The organism is Streptomyces olivochromogenes, from assembly GCF_021538895.1.
GTDB lineage: Bacteria > Actinomycetota > Actinomycetes > Streptomycetales > Streptomycetaceae > Streptomyces > Streptomyces olivochromogenes_A.
This window is the reverse complement of sequence record NZ_JADDRL010000114.1, coordinates 1-17,642: the sequence shown is the minus strand read 5'-3', so window position 1 is coordinate 17,642 and position 17,642 is coordinate 1. Positions and strand designations below refer to the sequence as shown.

Annotated in this window: 17 protein-coding genes, 1 pseudogene and 1 riboswitch; of the genes and pseudogenes, 5 read left to right on the top strand and 13 right to left on the bottom strand. The window is 69.7% G+C overall.

Annotated elements, in window-relative coordinates; translation table 11 throughout:
- Window positions 1-3: 3 nt before the first annotated feature.
- The 9 genes from IPZ69_RS37625 to IPZ69_RS47185 all read right to left on the bottom strand — a co-directional run bounded on the left by IPZ69_RS37625 (window position 4) and on the right by IPZ69_RS47185 (window position 8,010).
- Window positions 4-1,101 carry an LLM class flavin-dependent oxidoreductase gene (locus IPZ69_RS37625; RefSeq protein WP_235459205.1) on the bottom strand — a complete coding sequence of 366 codons (1,098 nt, stop codon included), beginning with the start codon at window positions 1,099-1,101 and terminating at the stop codon, window positions 4-6.
- A complete protein-coding gene (locus IPZ69_RS37620; RefSeq protein ID WP_235459204.1) occupies window positions 1,098-2,507 on the bottom strand; it encodes an NtaA/DmoA family FMN-dependent monooxygenase in 1,410 nt (469 codons plus the stop codon). The genes IPZ69_RS37625 and IPZ69_RS37620 overlap by 4 nt, the downstream gene beginning before the upstream one ends.
- Window positions 2,508-2,525: 18 nt before the next feature.
- Window positions 2,526-3,734 (bottom strand): LLM class flavin-dependent oxidoreductase, encoded by a 1,209-nt coding sequence (locus IPZ69_RS37615; protein WP_235459203.1) that lies wholly within the window; start codon window positions 3,732-3,734, stop codon window positions 2,526-2,528.
- A gap of 75 nt (window positions 3,735-3,809) precedes the next feature.
- On the bottom strand, window positions 3,810-3,899 hold the full coding sequence (locus tag IPZ69_RS47990) for a putative leader peptide (RefSeq protein ID WP_374295210.1): 90 nt from the start codon (window positions 3,897-3,899) through the stop codon (window positions 3,810-3,812).
- 32 nt (window positions 3,900-3,931) lie between these two features.
- Window positions 3,932-4,708 carry a GNAT family N-acetyltransferase gene (locus IPZ69_RS37610; protein ID WP_235459202.1) on the bottom strand — a complete coding sequence of 259 codons (777 nt, stop codon included), beginning with the start codon at window positions 4,706-4,708 and terminating at the stop codon, window positions 3,932-3,934.
- Between the two features lie 88 nt (window positions 4,709-4,796).
- Window positions 4,797-5,816, bottom strand: a complete 1,020-nt coding sequence (locus IPZ69_RS37605; RefSeq protein ID WP_235459201.1) for a transporter substrate-binding domain-containing protein — start codon at window positions 5,814-5,816, stop codon at window positions 4,797-4,799.
- 58 nt (window positions 5,817-5,874) lie between these two features.
- Window positions 5,875-6,708 (bottom strand): amino acid ABC transporter ATP-binding protein, encoded by an 834-nt coding sequence (locus IPZ69_RS37600; RefSeq protein ID WP_235459200.1) that lies wholly within the window; start codon window positions 6,706-6,708, stop codon window positions 5,875-5,877.
- Window positions 6,705-7,709, bottom strand: a complete 1,005-nt coding sequence (locus IPZ69_RS37595; protein ID WP_235459199.1) for an amino acid ABC transporter permease — start codon at window positions 7,707-7,709, stop codon at window positions 6,705-6,707. The genes IPZ69_RS37600 and IPZ69_RS37595 overlap by 4 nt, the downstream gene beginning before the upstream one ends.
- A gap of 166 nt (window positions 7,710-7,875) precedes the next feature.
- Entirely contained in the window at window positions 7,876-8,010 is a 135-nt protein-coding gene (locus tag IPZ69_RS47185) for a hypothetical protein (protein ID WP_268835537.1), read from the bottom strand.
- 156 nt (window positions 8,011-8,166) lie between these two features.
- Window positions 8,167-8,311: riboswitch (SAM riboswitch) on the top strand.
- 213 nt (window positions 8,312-8,524) lie between these two features.
- Here IPZ69_RS47185 and IPZ69_RS37590 point away from each other — a divergent pair.
- Entirely contained in the window at window positions 8,525-9,307 is a 783-nt protein-coding gene (locus IPZ69_RS37590; protein WP_235459198.1) for a glutathione S-transferase C-terminal domain-containing protein, read from the top strand.
- A gap of 538 nt (window positions 9,308-9,845) precedes the next feature.
- On the opposite strand, the gene IPZ69_RS37585 is transcribed toward IPZ69_RS37590, so the two are convergent.
- The 4 genes and pseudogenes from IPZ69_RS37585 to IPZ69_RS37570 form a co-directional block, all read right to left on the bottom strand.
- Window positions 9,846-11,009 carry an LLM class flavin-dependent oxidoreductase gene (locus IPZ69_RS37585; RefSeq protein ID WP_235459197.1) on the bottom strand — a complete coding sequence of 388 codons (1,164 nt, stop codon included), beginning with the start codon at window positions 11,007-11,009 and terminating at the stop codon, window positions 9,846-9,848.
- A 59-nt stretch (window positions 11,010-11,068) separates the two neighbouring features.
- The gene (gene ssuE / locus IPZ69_RS37580) at window positions 11,069-11,626 is read right to left on the bottom strand and encodes an NADPH-dependent FMN reductase (RefSeq protein WP_235459196.1); all 558 of its coding nucleotides are present in this window, start codon (window positions 11,624-11,626) and stop codon (window positions 11,069-11,071) included.
- 260 nt (window positions 11,627-11,886) lie between these two features.
- Window positions 11,887-12,432, bottom strand: a pseudogene (locus IPZ69_RS37575) (GNAT family N-acetyltransferase); the annotation flags it as partial.
- A complete protein-coding gene (locus IPZ69_RS37570) occupies window positions 12,429-13,565 on the bottom strand; it encodes an LLM class flavin-dependent oxidoreductase (protein ID WP_235459195.1) in 1,137 nt (378 codons plus the stop codon). The gene IPZ69_RS37570 and the pseudogene IPZ69_RS37575, both read right to left, overlap by 4 nt.
- A gap of 1,035 nt (window positions 13,566-14,600) precedes the next feature.
- Between IPZ69_RS37570 and IPZ69_RS37565 the strand changes: the two genes are divergently transcribed.
- The 4 genes from IPZ69_RS37565 (at window position 14,601) to IPZ69_RS47985 (ending at window position 17,400) form a co-directional block, all read left to right on the top strand.
- Window positions 14,601-15,170, top strand: a complete 570-nt coding sequence (locus IPZ69_RS37565) for a winged helix-turn-helix domain-containing protein (protein WP_235459194.1) — start codon at window positions 14,601-14,603, stop codon at window positions 15,168-15,170.
- A 13-nt stretch (window positions 15,171-15,183) separates the two neighbouring features.
- On the top strand, window positions 15,184-16,413 hold the full coding sequence (locus IPZ69_RS37560; RefSeq protein WP_235459193.1) for an acyl-CoA dehydrogenase family protein: 1,230 nt from the start codon (window positions 15,184-15,186) through the stop codon (window positions 16,411-16,413).
- A gap of 287 nt (window positions 16,414-16,700) precedes the next feature.
- A complete protein-coding gene (locus IPZ69_RS37555) occupies window positions 16,701-17,159 on the top strand; it encodes an RrF2 family transcriptional regulator (protein ID WP_235459192.1) in 459 nt (152 codons plus the stop codon).
- A 127-nt stretch (window positions 17,160-17,286) separates the two neighbouring features.
- Complete coding sequence (locus tag IPZ69_RS47985) at window positions 17,287-17,400, top strand: putative leader peptide (RefSeq protein ID WP_374295199.1); 114 nt, start codon at window positions 17,287-17,289, stop codon at window positions 17,398-17,400.
- Window positions 17,401-17,642: the final 242 nt, after the last annotated feature.

Sequence of the window (17,642 nt, the reverse complement as noted above, 5' to 3'; positions counted from 1 at the left end):
TCCTCAGTGGTCGGTGGGCACGGACACGGACGCGGGCACGGGCTCCGCGAGGACCGGGCCCCATGAGAACGGCGGATCGGGGATCTCGCGGCGCAGCGCCGGCGCGATGTCCGACTGGAAGAGTGCGAGGGACTCTCGATGCTGACGGCTCGGCAATCCGCCTGCGTCCGCCTGCAGATGCAGCACGGTGTGCCCGAAACGTTCGTGGTAGCGGTGCACCTTCTCGATGATCTGCTGGGGGCTGCCGATCAGCGCCGAGCTGCGCTCCACGAAGTCCTCCAGTGTCGAGAAGACCGGCTCCAGGCCAAGCCGTTTCTGGAACGCAAGATTCCCCTCGAACACGGGCCGGTAGGCGGTGATCGCCTCCCGGGAGGTGCGGGCCGCGTAGAGGCCCGCCGTACCCGCGCCAACAGTGATGTCGGCCGCCTCGTGTCCGTAATGCTTCCAGCGCTCGCGGTAGTAGCGAATCAACTCTGCGTACGGCTCTATGGGGTTGGTGACGTTGGCGCAGAAGAGCGGGTCGCCGTAGCGGGCGGCCAGGTCGACCGACTCCTTGCTGGTCGCGCTGCCGTGCCAGACCCGGATCGGCTGTTGGAAGGGCCGGGGCCACACCTCCGCGTCCTTGAGTTCCGGCCGGAAGCGGGTCTGGGCGGTCACCTTGTCCTGGCGCCAGATCTTGCGGAACACCTCGTAGCTCTCGGCGTTGCGGTCCCACTGGTCCTCGGGGGTGACCTGGAACAGGTTGCGCTGGGCGGCCCCGTTGCCCTTGCCGATGATCAGCTCGAGGCGTCCGCCGGAGAGATGGTCCAGGGTCGCGTAGTCCTCGTACGCCCGCACCGGGTCGAGGAGGCTGAGCGTGGTGACCGTCGTGAAAAGCCGGATCCGTGAGGTGAGAGCGGCGATGTGACTGAGGACGACGGGTGGCGAGGAGGAGATGAAGGGCCGCTCGTGCCGCTCCCCCACGCCGAAGCCGTCGAAGCCCAGTTCCTCGGCGAGGAGCGCGTTCTCGAGCACCTCGCGGAAGCGGTCTTGGGTGGGTTTTCGTACGCCCGTCACCGGGTGCGGGGCGTGCACGATCAGGGTGATGGCGAGAAACTTCATGACGCCGCGCGCTCGTCGCGCAACTCGTCGACGGGGGTTCCCCCGCTCGAGCGGAGCCGAGAGTGGGGGTGCGCCAGACCGAGGTGGTCGCGCAGAGTGGTGCCCGCGTATTCCGTGCGGTACACGCCGCGTTCCTGCAGCAGCGGGACGACCTGGTCGGCGAAGGAGTCGAGGCCGCCCGGCGTGATGTGCGGGACGAGGATGAAGCCGTCGCCGGCGTCGGCCTGGACGAAATCGTTGATGGTCTCGGCGACGGTGGCCGGGGAGCCGACGAAGTTCTGCCGGTTGCCGGTCTCGATGACCAGGTCGCGGATCGACCACTTGTTGGCGGCGGCGAGCTCGCGCCACGCGCGGGCCGTGGCCAGCGGGTCGCGGTACATCCGTACCTGGGCGCGGCCCTGGGCGATGGTGTGTTCGCCGAGATCCGGGTCGATGTCGGGGAGCGGACCGTCCGGGTCGTACGCCGACAGGTCCCGGTTCCAGACGAACTCCAGGTGCTTGATGGCCGTGGCTCCGCTCACCTGCCGGCGGCGCACCTCGCGGGCCAGTTCCTCCGCCTCGGCGTCGGTGGCGCCGAGGACGAAGCTCGCGGCGGGCAGGATCAGCAACTGGTCGCGGCCACGGCCGTATCGAGCGAGGCGCCCCTTGACGTCGGCGTAGAACGCCTGGCCCTCCGTCAGGGTGGCGTACCGGCTGAAGATCGCGTCGGCGCTCGACGCGGCGAACTCGCGCCCCTCATCAGAGTCTCCGGCCTGGAAGATCACCGGTCGGCCCTGCGGGCTGCGCGGGACGTTGAACTGCCCTTGGATGTCGAAGTGTCGACCCTGGTGCACGAAGGCTCCGGCCTGCGCGTCCCGCAGGAAGGTGCCGGTCTCCCGGTCGGCGATGATCTCGTCCCCCTCCCAGGAGTCGAAGAGTTCGTTCGCGGTGGAGAGGAACTCCTTCGCGCGGGAGTAGCGCTCCTCCTGCGGGAGGAAGCCGCCGCGGCGGAAGTTCTCGCCGGTGAAGGCGTCCCAGGAGGTGACGACGTTCCAGGCGGCGCGTCCGCCTGAGAGGTGATCGAGGCTGGCGAACTGGCGGGCCACCTCATAGGGCTCGTTGAAGGTGGAGTTGATGGTGCCGGTCAGGCCGAGCCGTTCGGTGACGGCGGCCAGCGCGGCGAGAACGGTGAAGGTGTCGGGGCGGCCCACGACGTCCAAGTCGTATATCTGGCCGCCCTGTTCGCGCAGCCGCAGCCCCTCGGCGAGGAACAGGAAGTCGAACTTGGCGCGTTCGGCGGTCCGGGCGAAGTGCGCGAAGGAGCTGAACTCGATGTGGCTGCCGGCCTCGGGGTCGCTCCACACGGTGGTGTTGTTGACGCCGGGGAAATGGGCCGCGAGGTGGATCTGCTTGAGCGGCTTGCTCATGGTCGGGGTCCTTCCGGCTCAGGCGGTGGCGGCGTAGCGGTTGGCGGGGCGGGAGAGCCCGAGCAGTCCTCGCAGGGTGTCGGCCTCGTACGCGCGGCGGAAGGCGTCCCGGCGCTGAAGTTCAGGGACCAGGCCCTGCGTGATCGCCGGGAGGTCATGACCGGCGACGGCGGGGCGCAGCCGGAATCCGGACAGCCCCGACGACTGCAGTTCCTGCAGCAGATCGGCGAGTTGGGCGGGCGTGCCGGTGAAGATCCGGGCGTCGCTGGTGTACCGGTGTCCCGCGAGGGCGTCCAGGCGCTCCCGGCGGGCCGCGGCCTCGGCGGGATCGTCGTCGAGGAAGACCACCAGGTCGCCGAAGATGTGCAGGGGCTCGCCGGCGCGGCCGGCCGCCGTCTGCTCGGCGTGGATCTCCTCGACGATGGCACGGGCCTGGCCGGCGTCGTGCGGGGTGACGTAACCGATGTCGGCGGCCCGGGCCACCAGCCGGTAGGGAACGGTCGCGTGGGCCAGGGCGCTGACGATCGGCTGGCCCTGGGGCGGGCGGGGCGTGATCGAGGGGCCCTTGACGCTGAAGTGCCGGCCCTCGAAGTCGATGTAGTGCAGCTTGTCCCGGTCGATGAAGCGGCCGGTGGCCACGTCCCGGATCTCCGCGTCGTCCTCCCAGCTGTCCCAGAGCCGGCGCACCACCTCGACGTAGTCGGCGGCCTCGTCGAAGGCGTCGGCCACCGCTTCCCGCACAGCAGGCGTGTCGTAGTCCTCTGTTCGGAACGGCGGGAGCGTACGGCGTCCGAAGTGCGCGGCCTCGTTCTGGCGTGCCGTGATCTGTACACGCAGGCCCGCGCGGCCGGTGCTCACATAATCGAGGGTGGCAATCGCCTTGGAGATGTGGAAGGGCTCCGTGTGGGTGGCCACAACCGTCGGCACCAGACCTATGTGGCGGGTCAGCGGGGCGACCCGCGCTGCGACGAGGACGGCGTCCAGTCGGCCGCGGACCTGGTCGGTGCGGCCGTCGGGTTCGGTGACGGACGAGGACTGGAGGCCGAGCCCGTCCTCGATGGCCACGAAGTCGAGCAGACCACGCTCGGCCTCGGTGACGAGGTCGGTCCAGTAGGCGGCAGTGAGCAGTTCGCGGGGGCGGGCGACGGGCTCGCGCCAGGCGGCCGGGTGCCAGCCTGCGCCGTCGAGGGCGACGGCGAGGTGCAGAGAGGAGGGTGACGAGGACACGGGGTGACGCCTTCCTGATCAGCCGTACGGGAGAGCCGGCCCTCGTACGAAGGGTGCGGCTGCGCGGACAACGGGTCAGGAGCAACAGAGCGCGCCGGACACGCGCAGCAGGTCTATGTGCGGCCGGGAGTACAGGTGCAGGGGGCGGGGCGGGGCGAGTTTCATGGCGTGGTGACGGCACACCGGACGCATGTGTCTCACCTCCGCTCGTCCGGCTGTTCGGCTTCTTGTTCGTCCCGGCCTTGCGTTGCCGACTGTCCGCCCGGCGTGCGCACCAGCGTGAACCGCGTACGGCGGCGCAGGGTGAACCCGATCGACTCGTAGAGCCGGATCGCGTGGGTGTTGCTCGCGGCCGCGTGGAGGAAGGGGGTGTCGCCGCGTTGCCTGATGCTCGCCGCAACCGCGTGGACCAGCCGGGTGGCCAGGCCGCGGCCGCGATGGTCCGGGTGGGTGCAGACGGCGCTGATCTCGGTCCAGCCCGGTGGGCGCAGGCGTTCGCCGGCCAGGGCGATCAGCCGGCCGCGGTCCCGGATGCCGAGGTAGGTGCCGAGCTCGACGGTGCGGGGCAGGAAGGGGCCCGGCTGGGTGAGGGCGATCAGGCCGAGGATCTCGGGTACGTCGGCAGGTCCGAGCCGTACCGCTTCGGGTGCGGGTTCCGCGTGCAGCGCGGTGCCGACCATCTGGACGCCCTCACCGCTGTCCACGATCTCCCAACCGTCGGGCACCGTCCGGACCGCGGTGACCGGGGTGACGGTACCGGGTCCCACCAGTGCGGCCAGGTCGTCCCAGGCGCGGGGATCGGCGGGGTCTTCCAGGGCGGTGAACGGAGAGACGTCCGCCGGGTAGCGGGCGGCCCGGCCGACGCGCTCGGCGAGATGGGCGTGGGGGCCCGTCAGCGCGGCCCAGGCGGCGTTGTCGAGGATGTGCGCTTGCGTCGGGCTCGGGGACACGGCGTGGTGGACGCTGGTGGACATCGCGGTGGGGAGTCTCCGTATCGGGAACGCGGCTGGGCGCGGCCGGGACTCCGCCGTGACACAGCGGAGTCCGGCGGACGGACGGCGGTCAGGAGTTGTCGAGCGGCAGACCGGCCGGGTTGACCTCGGACGTGGCGACGGCCTCGTTGGAGAGGTTGTAGGCGGTGAGCCACTTGGCGTACTGGCCGTTCTGGATCAGGTAGTTGATCGCGTCAGCGACCGGCTTGGCGAGCCCGCTGTCCTTCTTGGTGGTCGCCGCGATCAGGCCCTGCAGAGTGGCACCGGCGCCGGAGAACGTGCCCGCGCTGCGGGTGGGGTTGGGCGACTTGGCGGTCTGCGTGATGTGGTAGGCGATGCCCGGGTTGGCGGCGAAGTAGGCGTCGATCTTGCCGCCGGTGAGCGCCAGGTTGACGGTGTTCTTGCTGGCGTAGTTCTTGACGGTGAGGGTCTTGCCCTCCTTCTTCAGCTTCGTCTGCCACTCCAGGAGGATCTTCTCCTGGTTGGTGCCGTTGTCGACGGCGACGGTCTTCCCGGCGAGGTTCTCGTAGTTGCCGTCGAAGTTCCAGGTGCTCTTCTTGAGCACCTCGAAGCCGAGGTTGTCCTTGCGGTAGGAGGCGAAGTCGTACTTCTTCTTGCGCTCCTCGGTGTCGGTGACGTTGGAGAAGGCCACGTCGACCTTGCCGCTGTCGATACCGACGAACATGTTCTCCCAAGTGAAGTTCTGCGGCTCGGGCTTGAGTCCGAGGACGGCAGCGACCAGGCGGCCGAAGTCGGGCTCGGCGCCGGTGAGGGTCTTCTGGTCCGAGCCGATGTACGCCAGCGGCGGGAAGCCGTCCGGCAGGGCACCGACGCCAATCTTCAGCTTGCCGCTCTTTCGGATCGCCGCGGGCAGTTCGGCGCTGATCGACTTGACCTCGGAAACCTTGAGTGCGGTCTGCTTGGCGGCCCCGTTGGACAGTTGTCCCACGGTGACCGTGCCGGCGGCGTCGGTCGTGGTGGCGGCCTCGCTGCTGCCCCCGCAGGCGGCGATTCCGGTGGCGAGCGTGGCGACGGCGGTGCCTGCGGTGAGACCGCGGAGAAGTCGGCTGCGGAAGCTGAGGGTGCGCATGGCTGTCCTTGGTGGTGAGCGGTGAGCGATGGGACTGAGATGGGGCAGGTGGCGGAGGTCAGAGGACTTTGCTGAGGAAGTCCCTGGTCCGCTCGTGCTGGGGGTGGTCGAGGACTTCGGCCGGCGGGCCCTGTTCGACGATCTTTCCGCCGTCGATGAAGACGACGCGGTCGGCGATCTCGCGGGCGAAGCCGATCTCGTGGGTGACGATGACGAGGGTGGTACCGCTGGTCGCCAAGTCCCTGATGACGGCGAGGACTTCACCGACGAGTTCGGGGTCGAGAGCGGAGGTGGGTTCGTCGAAGAGGATGACGCCGGGGCGCAGGGCGAGTGCGCGTGCGATGGCCACCCGCTGCTGCTGGCCGCCGGACAGCTGCCGTGGATAGGCGCCGGTCTTGGCGGCCAGGCCCACCCGGCCGAGGAGTTCGCGGGCGAGTTCCTGTGCCTCGGGCTTGCTGAGCTTCCCCGTGGCGACCGGGGCGGCGGCCACGTTGTCCAGGACGGTCAGGTGCGGGAAGAGGTTGAAGTTCTGGAAGACGAAGCCGATCCGGCTGCGCTGGGCGAGGATGGCCCGCTCGCTCAGCTCCTTCAGCCTTCCCCGGCCTTCGGTCGGGGAGACCCCCATCTTCCTTCGGTCGCCCTGACGTCGTACGCCGATCAGCTCGCCGTTGACGCTGACGTAGCCGCCCTCGGGCTTCTCCAGGTGGTTGATGACCCGCAGCAGCGTGGACTTCCCGGAGCCGGACGGGCCGAGGATCACGGTGACCTCACCGGGCCGCACGATCAGGTCGATGCCGTCCAGCACGCGATGGGTGCCGTACCACTTGTGCACGTCGTGGACCTCGACGGCGGCGGGCGATGCAGCCAGGGTCCCGGCGGTGTCGGTGCTCATACGGCGGCCTCCCTGCGCGCACGTTCCCGCAGGTCTCGCAGGCCGGTGCGGAGCTTCTGCAACGGGGTCGGCGGCAGGGTGCGGGTGGCGCCCCGGGCGAAGTACCGCTCGACGTAGAACTGGACGACGGACACGGCACTCGTGAGGATCAGGTACCAGACGGTGGCGACCAGCAACAGCGGCACGATGTCGCCGGGATAGGTGCTGCCCATCGTCTGCACCGAGCCGAACAGGTCGAGCAGCGACACGTAGAACACCAGGGACGTGCCCTTGATCAGGCCGATCAGCTGGTTGACGTAGTTCGGGGTGATGGACCTGAGCGCCTGCGGGAAGACGATCCGCGTGAACTGGTAGCTCTGGGGCAGGCCGAGCGCGGCGGCGGCCTCGTGCTGGCCCTGGTCGACGGAGAGGATTCCGCCGCGCACCACTTCGGAGGCGTAGGCCGCCTCGTTGAGGCTGAGGCCGACGACGGCGACCGCCATATCGGTGGCGAGCCGCGACTCGTCGAAGGTGAAAAAGGCGGGCCCGAAGGGCACCCCGAGGCTCAACGTCTGGTACAGGGCGGAGAAGTTGTAGAGGAAGATCAGCACGACGATCAGCGGCACGGACCGGAACAGCCAGGTGTACACCCAGCTCACCGCACGCAGCACCGGACTCCCGGAAAGCCGCCCGAGCGCGATCAGGATCCCGCCGAGCAGCCCCAACACCGCGCTGAACGCGGTCACTTCGAGGGTGACGAGCAACCCGTCGAGGACGGTTGGGCGCAGGAACCAGTAGCGGAAACGGTCCCACTGGTAGAACGGGTTGGTCACCAGCCCGTGGGTGATCTGAGCGACCAGCACGAGCACGACGGCCGTGATGATCCAGCGGCCGGGACGCCGGAGCGGAAGGACTCGCTGCGCCGCCAGGGGCTTGGGCGCGGCGGGGGTGTCGGGGCGGGGGATCGTCTCGGCGGGCGGTGCTGATCCGGAGGACACAGCGACGCCGGCAGGTTCACTCATGGAGGGGCTCCATCGGTTTTGGACACCCAGGACCGCGGAAAGCGGCAGCACCGCACCGCGCGGGAACGGCTCGGCACGAGTCGGCGCACGGGTACACGCCGAACGGGGGCTGGGCGGGGAGAGGGCACACCGCGACAGCGGTGGTCGTCAAAGACTCAGAAAGCCGTCAGCCTTGGCAGAGGGAACGGCAAGCGCCCGTACACAGCGCGCTGTTGACGCGCAGCAGGTCCACGGAGCGGTCCGCGCACAGCAGGACGCGGCCGAGGCGCCGCCATGCGGCCGTCCCGTCAGCTGCGTACATCGCTGTCACCCTCACTTCTCCGGCCCTGGGGCATCTCGGCCTGCGCCGCAAGTTAGGCAGGTCGCGAAAAGAATGTCAATGCGCGTGACCACCAGGTGAGACCACATCCTCGGCCTTCTTGACGGCGTCACGGAGCTCACCGAAACTGACGTGGACGGTCACGATTGTCAGCGCCACGGCGCGGGTTCGCCCCGCTCACGTGGTCATCGGCCCCGGCTCGCTGACAGGCAACCCTTCCACCGCGACGGGGTGCCCCGGGTGACGACCGGGTCCCGCCGGTGCGGCGGGGCAAGCGTGGTCTCGCGTCTCGCGAGCCCCGGAGGTGGGACTGGTGGGAATGCCCTGGAACGGCTTGACGAGGCGCCTGCACATCGATCTGTCACGTGTCTCCAGCGCTTACTGATCCGCCCTCGGTCCGTACCGTCCGGACCAGTGCGACAAGCGCAGTCGCTCCGCATTCGGCCGCTGGTGCCCACAAGGCGGCGGTGGCTTCCTCGTTCCCAAAGGGAGAGTCATGCCCGAGACAGCTTCAGGCAGCACCAGCACAGACAACCCCTGTGCTGGTGACCAGAGTTCGTTCGCTTCGGACCATCGCCCCAGAGCGGCCGTACCGTCCCCCGTCCCCCACCGCTTCCACAGCCGTATCGGCGTCGGTCTGGCCGGCGGCTTCTACCCGGCACCGCACCGCTACGAACTGTTCCTGTCGGGGAGTTGTCCGCGCTCGCTGCGCATCTCCATCAGCCTCGACCTGCTCGGCGTGAAGGACTCGGTCGCCACCACACTCCTGGCTCATCCCGCCGAGACACCCGACGCCTACGCCTCACTGCGCCGAGCGTACGAAGCCACGGTGCGCCACTACGACGGACCACTGACGGCGCCCGCGCTGTGCGACCGGTGGAGCGGGCGCATCGTCAGCAACCACACCCCCGACATCCTCCGCGACCTCGCGGGCCTGCTGTCCGGCCACGACGGAGCCTGCCCCTCCGTGCTGCGCCCGCCGGCCCTCGCCGCGGACATCGACGCGCTCCGTGACGTGCTGGACCGGGACGTCACCCCGGCCGCCAAGCCCTCAAGTCGATCGGCGGCACTGGACCGGTTGGACCGTCGGCTCGCCGGACAGCCCTATGCGCTGGGCGAGGACCTGACGGCAGCGGACGTGGACCTGTGGGTGGCGCTCGTCCATCTCGGCCCGGTCGGCACCCTCAGCTCGCATCCCCGGCTCCGGGACTACGTGGGCCGCCTCGGCGACCACCCCGCCTTCCGGGGCAGCACCGGCGCGGTGCCCGACGCGGCGTGAGCCCCGGCACTGAGGTGCCCGTGGCGAGCGGCCGGGACGGATCCCGGGACCATTCCTCCAGCGAACTGTCGTACAGGGCGACATGCCTGAGGACCCAGGGGTGTGAGGGCGAGCGCCGTGCCTGGGGCGGAGATCCCATCGCCGTAGTAAAAGATCACCGGCGACGCGTCGCCGTTGAGGACCGTGCCAACGCGTTCGGCGAGTTCGGCGCCGGGCCTGAACCGGCCTGTGCCGTCGACGCGGCCACATCCCCGGCAGGCCGAGACTGCCGGGGATGTGGCCGCGTCGGCTGTAGCGGGTGGGGGCGGAGCCGTCGAAACCGGGCGGCGGCGCACCGGCGCGCCGGGACGGGGTACGGGGGCAAGGGGACCGGAGACCGGTGCGGCACTCGTCTCGCCGCCACCCGTCTCCTACTTTCACGGCAGCACCCGACCGCGGGCCAACGCCGGTCTGGCGTACCGGTATCCGGTGGACAACGTTCCCAGGGTGGCCCGCTCCTGCCACGACCCGGTTCACGGTCGCACCGCGGGGACGAGGATCATCGCAGAGTTCGAAAGCCGGCGAAGGGGACCTGGGCGCCAGGCTGGGTGTCCGCGCCCGCGCGCGTGGCTCGGCTCCACAGTCCCCGAGCGGCGAGACGCGGCAGGACGTTCTCGCCGAACCAGTAGGCCTCCTCCAAGTGCGGGTAGCCGGAAAGCACGAACTCGTCGATGCCGAGCCGGTGGTACTCGGCGATCCGTTCGACCACTTCGGTGTGGCTGCCGACGAGTGCCGTACCGGCTCCGCCACGGACCAGACCGATGCCGGCCCACAGGTTGGGGTGGATCTCGAGGTCGCCGCGGCCGCCGCCGTGCAGGGCGAGCATGCGCTTCTGCCCCTCGGACTCGCTGCGGGCCAGCCCGGCCTGTACGGCGGCCACGGTCTCGCCGTCGAAGCCGTCGAGCAGCCGCTGCGCCTCGGCCCACGCCTGCTCGGAGGTGTCGCGTGTGATGACGTGGAGGCGGACGCCGAAGCGGATGGTGCGCTCCTGCTTCTCCGCCAGGGTCCGGATGCAGGCGATCTTCTCGGCCACGGCCGCCGGCGGCTCGCCCCAGGTGAGATAGACGTCCGCGTGGCGGGCGGCGACCTGGCCCGCGGCGGACGAGGAGCCACCGAAGTAGATCTGCGGCAGGGGGTCGGGCACGCGGGCAAGCCGCGCGTCCTCGATCCGTAGGTACTCGCCCGCCAGATTCACGGTCCCGCCGTCCCACAGCGCGCGGACGACCTGAAGGAACTCGTCCGTACGGGCGTAGCGGGCGTCCTTGTCGAGGAAGTCGCCGTAGGCGCGCTGCTCGTGGCTCTCCCCGCCCGTGACCACGTTGAGCAGTAGCCGGCCGCCCGTGTGCCTCTGGAAGGTGGACGCCATCTGGGCGGCGAGCGTGGGTGAGACGAAGCCGGGCCTGAAGGCGACGAGGAACTTCAGTCGCTCGGTGTTCTGGCTGACCATGGCGGTGGTCAGCCAGGCGTCTTCGCACCAGGCGCCGGTGGGGGTCAGTGCGCCGGTGAAGCCGAGGTCCTCGGCGGCGCGGGCGATCTGCGTGAGGTAGCTGATGCTCGGCGGCCGGTCACCGCCGGTCGCGGTGACCGGGCTGCCGTGGCCGCCGCCGACGACATGACGGCTGTCACCGTTGGTGGGCAGGAACCAGTGGAAGGTGAGGCTCACGGGGGCTCACGCCTTTCGCTCGTCGTCGGCCACTCGTTCGTCGTCGGCAGTCACCGTGCTCATCCGGCGGCCGCCAAGAGGGCCGTACGGTCGCCGAGGGCGTCGGAGAACTGGTCGACGACCTGTGCGAGGGCCTCGGCGGGACCCGGTGCGAGGGTCAGCGTGCCGTCGTCGCCCACCGCGATGTCCTTGTCCAGCGTGAACCAGCCCTGGACGATGTGCGTGGCGCCCATGGAACTGAGCACCGGGCGCAGCGCGTAGTCGATCGCCAGGACGTGCGCCGTGGTCCCGCCGGTCGCGAGTGGCAGGACCGTCTTGCCAGTCAGGGCGTACTGCGGCAGCAGATCGAGCAACGACTTCAGCAGCCCGGAGTAGGCGGCCTTGTAGACGGGCGTGCCGATCACGACGCCATCGGCGCGGGCGAACAGTCCGGTCGCCTCGACGACCGCCGGGTGCCGGAAGTCGGCGCCGAGCAACGCCTCGGCCGGAATGGTGCGGACGTCCAGGGGGATCACCTCGTGTCCCTGGGCCGTGAGCCACGCGTCCAGGTGGCGCAGCAGGCTGGCGGTGCGAGAGGTGGCGGAGGGACTTCCGGAGACGGACAGGACGGTGGCCATGACGGACCCTTCGGGAGCATGAGGTTGGTGTGGGATTCGCGGTGCAGGGCCGCGTGCCACGGCGTAGTGCGGCCCCGTAGCCCTGCGACGACTGCTTGTTGGTCGTGGGCAGTCCGGATCTCGTCGAGTGCCGCTCGCCCTGAGCGCTGGGTCCTTCTTGGTGGTGGCCGCGATGAAGCCCTGGAGGGGGGCGCCGGCCCCGGAGTCGGTACCGACGACGTCCGTCCTCCCGGTGGCGGCCGTGTGTGTGGTGCGACCGGCACGTGCTTTTCGAAAGGGGGGCCGAGTGTTTCCGGATCGGCCCCGGTGTCGAACAGCGGGATGTAGCCGCCCGTCAGGTAGAGGCCCTGCGCGGACCGGTGGTCAGGTGGATCCGCCCGTAGCCGCCGGCGCTCGCCTCGTGCTCCGGCTCGGCGACGAGGCGTCGGGCCAGGCCGCGCCGCCGGTGGGCGGAGTGCGTCCAGATCCTCCCCCAGACTTCGTCCGAGGGGAGACCCCCATCAGCTCGGCCGTGATCGCGTCTTGTCTGCGGAAGGCTCCGCCCGCGACCGGCTCGCCGCGCTCCAGGAGCAGAGCAGTACCCCGCCCTGCCTCGTGGTGAACTCCTCGTCGCGGTGGCGGGCGAGTTTGGCGTGGGCGCCCTTGCCGATGGGGTCCCCTGCTCGATCGAAGCCGAGAGCTTGGCGGAGCGTCGAGTAGACATCGCCGAGTTTGCGCAGCATCGGTCTCACCCCGGCGTCGCACCCGGCCACTTGAACGGCCGTCAGCTCGGCCGCAGGCTTCGGTGGTCGTGCGACGGACGTCATCCACTCACCGCCGCCAGATTCTGCGTGCCGCGCGCCGCTCGCTCGGCGTCGCGCTTGGCGACCTCCTCGCGGACGATCGGAATCACGTACCGGCCGAAGTCGATCGCGTCGCCCAGCAGGTCGTAGCCGCGGGCGGAGAGGATGTCGACGCCCAGGTCGTAGTAGTCCAGCAGGGCCTGGGCGACCGTCTCCGGGGTTCCGACCAGGGCGTTGGAGTTGCCCGCGCCACCGGTCGCGGCGGCGGTCGGGGTCCACAGGGCGCGGTCGTAGCGCTCCCCCGCCTCGGCGATGGCGATCAGCCGCTGCGAGCCGGTGTTCTGCGGCTGTCCCTGCCCGCTGTGACGCTTGGAGACCGGCTCTCCCTTCTCCTTGCGGGCCTTGATCGCGCCGACGGTGCGGTGGGCCTTCTCCCAGGCCAACTCCTCGGTCGGGGCGATGATCGGGCGGAACGCCACCTGGATGCGCGGCACGTCGGTGCGCCCCGCGGCCTTCGCGGCGGCCGTCACGGTCTCGATCTGCTCGGCGGTCTTGGCCAGGGGTTCGCCCCACAGGCAGTAGATGTCGGCCTCCGCACCCCCTGCGGCGTACGCGGCGGGCGACGAGCCGCCGAACGAAACGTTCGGGCGGGGTTGCTGGAGCGGGAAGACGTCGCTGACGAAGTCATGGAAGCGATAGTGCGCGCCTTCGTGGTCGAAGGGCTCGTGGGTGGTCCAGATCTTCTTGACGATCCGGATGTACTCGCAGGTGCGGGCGTAACGCTCTTCCTTCGTGAGAGTGTCGCCCTCGCGGCCCTGTTCGTGGTCGTTGCCGCCGGTGATGAAATGCACGGCCAGCCGGCCCTCGCTGATCTGGTCGAGGGTGGCGAAGGTCTTCGCGGCGAAGGTCGGGTACGAGACGTTCGGCCGGTGGGCGAGCAGGATCTGGAGACGGTCCAGCCTGCTCGCGATGTACGCGGCGGCCGGTGCCGGGTCCGGCGATCCGGAACCGTAGGCGAACAGCACCCGGTCCCAACCGTGGTCCTCGTGCGCCCGGGCGAGCTGGAGCGTGTACTCCTTGTCGAAGGCGGCGCCGGAGCGCGCGGTGGTTTCGGAGCCGTCGTTGGTGGCGGCGATGCCAAGGAACTCCACGGGCATGGGAGATGGCCTTTCTCAAGTCCTCTGGGGCCGTGCCCGAGCAGCACTAGGGCACGGCGGAGCAGCCCTCGGTGGGGCCGGGGCAACGGCGCTTCAGGCTGCTGGGAACCAGGTGGTGAGCAGATGCGATGCCGCCGGGACATGGGCCCCGGGCGAGGTCGGGCGGCGGCAGAGGAACTCGGCCCACGACGGGGTCACCGAGGAAGGGAAGGGCCGGTCAGACGGCCCGCTGCCGCGTCAGGCGCAACACGCGGCGGACCACACCCGACAGAAGTCGATGTGGTCACGGGTGACCAGGCACTGTTCGGCATGCATGCAATTAATTGAGCAGTACATCTCGCTTCTCGTCAACTACAGCCCGGATGACGGACCGGCCTTGAGCAGTCCTGGGCGTAGTCGACGCATGCGCTCAGTGCGCGCCTACGATCGCGACGCATAGGCGCCGCGAAGCCCAGCCATCGCCCCGCACGCGCGCTGTGTCCGCGCGGTATCCGTGAACGCGCACCGCCGGGTGGTCACCGACGCCCGCACCTCTCTCGCTTGGAGGGCCTGAAGGCCTCTGCCCACGCCGCGGACCGCCCGGTCCGCGAGGACGAAGTGCACGAACCGTGGCGCGCAGGCACGCCGGCCGTCGGCTGACCGCTGCCCGGGGCTGCCGCTGCTCACTCTGTGACCGACCGGCGTGATGATGGTGGTCTTGCCTGGCTGAACCGGAGACCGCCGGGCGATCGACGGCGGCCGGTGAGCCGTACGCAATGTTGCGTTCCCTACATTCCCTATCGATTTACTAGGGAAGCATTGACGGTCCGCCCAACGGGTGCGCAGGATGATGCACATGTCCCACACGCAGCAACGACTCGTTCGTCGTCGGCATGTCGACTTTGGTCACGTCGTCAGCGCCGCCTGCTGTCGCGTGTAGGGCACGCGCCTCACCCCTCGCGCGTGCCACTCCGCTCCTTCTCCCTCATCCCAAGCGATCAGGCGAACCCACCCAGTACGCCTGATGGCCCGACGCGCTTCTGAAGGACGACCGCCATGACCACGGCACTTCCGGCCCAGTCCGCTCCATCTGATGCACCACTCCCCGACCTGCGCCATCTCCGCCTCGTGGGCGACACCGCGCAGGGCAGCACCGAGGGACACGGCTCCGTACCCCTGGTCGGCTACCTCGTACTCGTCCCCGAGGGCACCGATCCCGCCCAGCTCTTCGCCAAGGACGTGCCACGGCCCGAGATCCGACCGGTCGCCTACACGAACTCACCTCCCGTGCCGCAGACGGGAGGCGGTTTCATCCGCATCGATGCCGCGCGACGTGTCGCCGAACTGGATGGACGCGAACTCGACCTCACCTACCTGGAGTTCGGGCTGTTGGCCCACCTCGTTCTGCATCCCCACCAGGTGCACTCGCGCGAGCAGTTGATGACCGGCATCTGGGGATACGACCACATCGGCGACGGCCGCACCGTGGATGTCCACATCGCACGGCTGCGCCGCAAGCTGGGCAGGGCTCACCGACACCGGATCGTCACCGTACGGCGCGTGGGCTACAAGTTCGTGCCCGACCAGCAAGAGAGCCCCAACACCGCACCCAGCCGCCGAACTTGAGGAGACCACCGCCATGGGCGTTGCCACTGCGCCGTCCGAACCCGACTCGGAATCCGACCGGACCGGGCCCGGCCGTGCACACTGGCTTCGCGTGGCCCGCGAGACGGCGGACGACCTGGCCACGGACGCAGCGGCCAGGGAGCAGGCAGGCAAGGCCCCGTTCGACGAGGTGTCGGGGCTGCGTGAAGCGGGGCTGCTGACGCTCCTCATACCGGCCGAGCTCGGGGGAGGCGGTGCGGACTGGCCCACGGCCTACGCCGTCGTCCGGGAGATCGCCGCGGCCGACGGCGCGATCGGTCAACTGCTCGGCTGTCACTACTTCCTGTCGTGGAGCGCCCGGTTCTTCAGCGAGCCCGTCCTCGCCGCTCAGGTCGAACGGCAGTCCGCGGCGGAGCAGTGGTGCTGGGGTGGTGGTTTCGCCCGTCAGGAACTGCCCCTGACGCTGGCCCGGACAGCGAGGGGCTATGTGCTCGACGGCCGTCACAGCTACGCCACGGGGGTCCTGGTCGCCGACCGCCTCGCCGTGCGAGCCGAGCGGGCCGACACCGGCGAACCACTTGCCGTCGTCCTCGATCCCACGTATCACGGCGTGCGGGTCGAGGGCGGTGCGGACACCTTCGGCCAGCGGCTCGCGGCGGGCGGCAGCGTGGAGTTCGACGCCGTGCCGGTCGCCGCCGACGAGGTACTCGGCTCCCTCTCCGCGGACGAGGATGTCCTGTCACCCCTGGCTGCTCTCACAGCGCCGGTCGGACGCCTCCTCTCCGTCCAGCTCCTTCTCGGCATGGCTGAGGGAGTGCTCGCCGAAGTCCGTGAGTACAGCAGGGCGGGTCACTCATCCTGGCATCCCACCTGGCCGGCCGATTCCCCCCAGGACCCGCAGGTGCTGACCGCCCACGGAGAACTCACCGTCCTGACCCGCTCCGCCTCCGCACTCACGGAGCAAGCGCTGGAAGCGGTGCACGGCGGGCTGGCACGCGGCGAGGACCTCACCTACGACGAGTACGCGGACATCTCGGTCCTGGTGACCATGGCCGAAGCCGCCGCTTCCAGGGCTGCACAGGAATCCACCACCCGCGCCCTCGACATCGTCGGCGCTCGATCCGTTTCCGCGCGGCTGGGCTTCGACCGGTTCTGGCGCAATGCGCGGACCCACACCTTGTACGAGCCCGTCGCCCACCGACTCCGCCACGTCGGGGACTACTTCCTCAACGGTGCGCACCCTCCGTTCGTCCTGCCCGTCTGACCGAAAAGCGCCCTGGAACGCCGGATCAATGACAAGACGCGCATGCTCCAGGATGCATTGGGCTGGGCAGCTCCCAGCAGTCTCGGCATGCGGGACATTCACCGCGCGAACTTGGGGCGGCGCCCAGGTGGGCACGGTCGGCGAGCATCGTCCCCACCCCTATCGACGGCACCCTCAGCGACGTCATCAAGGGCGGCTACGCTTCCCACCGGACGCCCGCCGCGACCGGAACACCTCGACCGCCGGGCACGAAACGTCCGACCGAAGCGGTACGGGATAATGCGCTCATGCGGATCTCAGCCAGGGCGGACTACGCGGTTCGTGCCGCGCTGCAGCTCGCCGCGTCACGGGATGACGGGCCGCTGAAGGCCGAGGCCATCACCGACGCCCAGGACATCCCGCGCAAATTCCTCGAAAGCATCCTCAACGACATGCGCCGGGGCGGTCTCGTACTCAGCCAGCGCGGCGGCAACGGCGGCTACCGGCTGGCCAGGCCCGCCGAGTCCATCAGCATCGCCGACGTCATCCGCACCGTGGACGGACCACTCGTCTCGGCGCGAGGGGTCCGCCCCCCGGACCTTTCCTACACCGGCCCCGCCGAGTCCTTGCTCCCCCTGTGGATCGCACTACGGTCCAACGTGCGCGAAATCCTTGAGGGCGTGTCGCTCGCCGACGTCGCGTCGGCCCAACTACCCGTCGCCATATCCGCGTTGACCAACACCCCGGGCGCCTGGGTAAACCCCTGACATGCTGGGACGCTCACGACTCATCTCGCAAAGCGAGATGGTCTCGTCCACCATGTGAGCACCCTCTTGGGATGGACGCCACCTTCTGCCACGATCCCCATCAGTCAGGTAGGAAAACTAGGGATCCATGGGGGTGGCCGTGAGGACGCTCGACCGCACAGGCCGGATACTGCCCCTTCTGACCTCGCGTCGCCACATCGACCTCGGCCGTACGTCCAGTGCCGTCTGTCGGTCCCTCTGACGCCACAGAACCCCACGCACTTCGCACCAGCGCTGCCTTCCCGCCCGCTTCGCCTCCGTCGGCGGATCGGACACGCTCGGCCGACTACACCCCGACGCTCCCCTGCTCAGCCCGCGGTGACATGCCTGCCGCCGACGGCCCGCAAGCGGTGTGCCGATGGGTGCCGACAAGCAGTCGCCTCGCATCTTCGTACCTTCCTGCTCACCATTCCCTGAGAGGACAACTCCGTGTCTGCCGCAAGG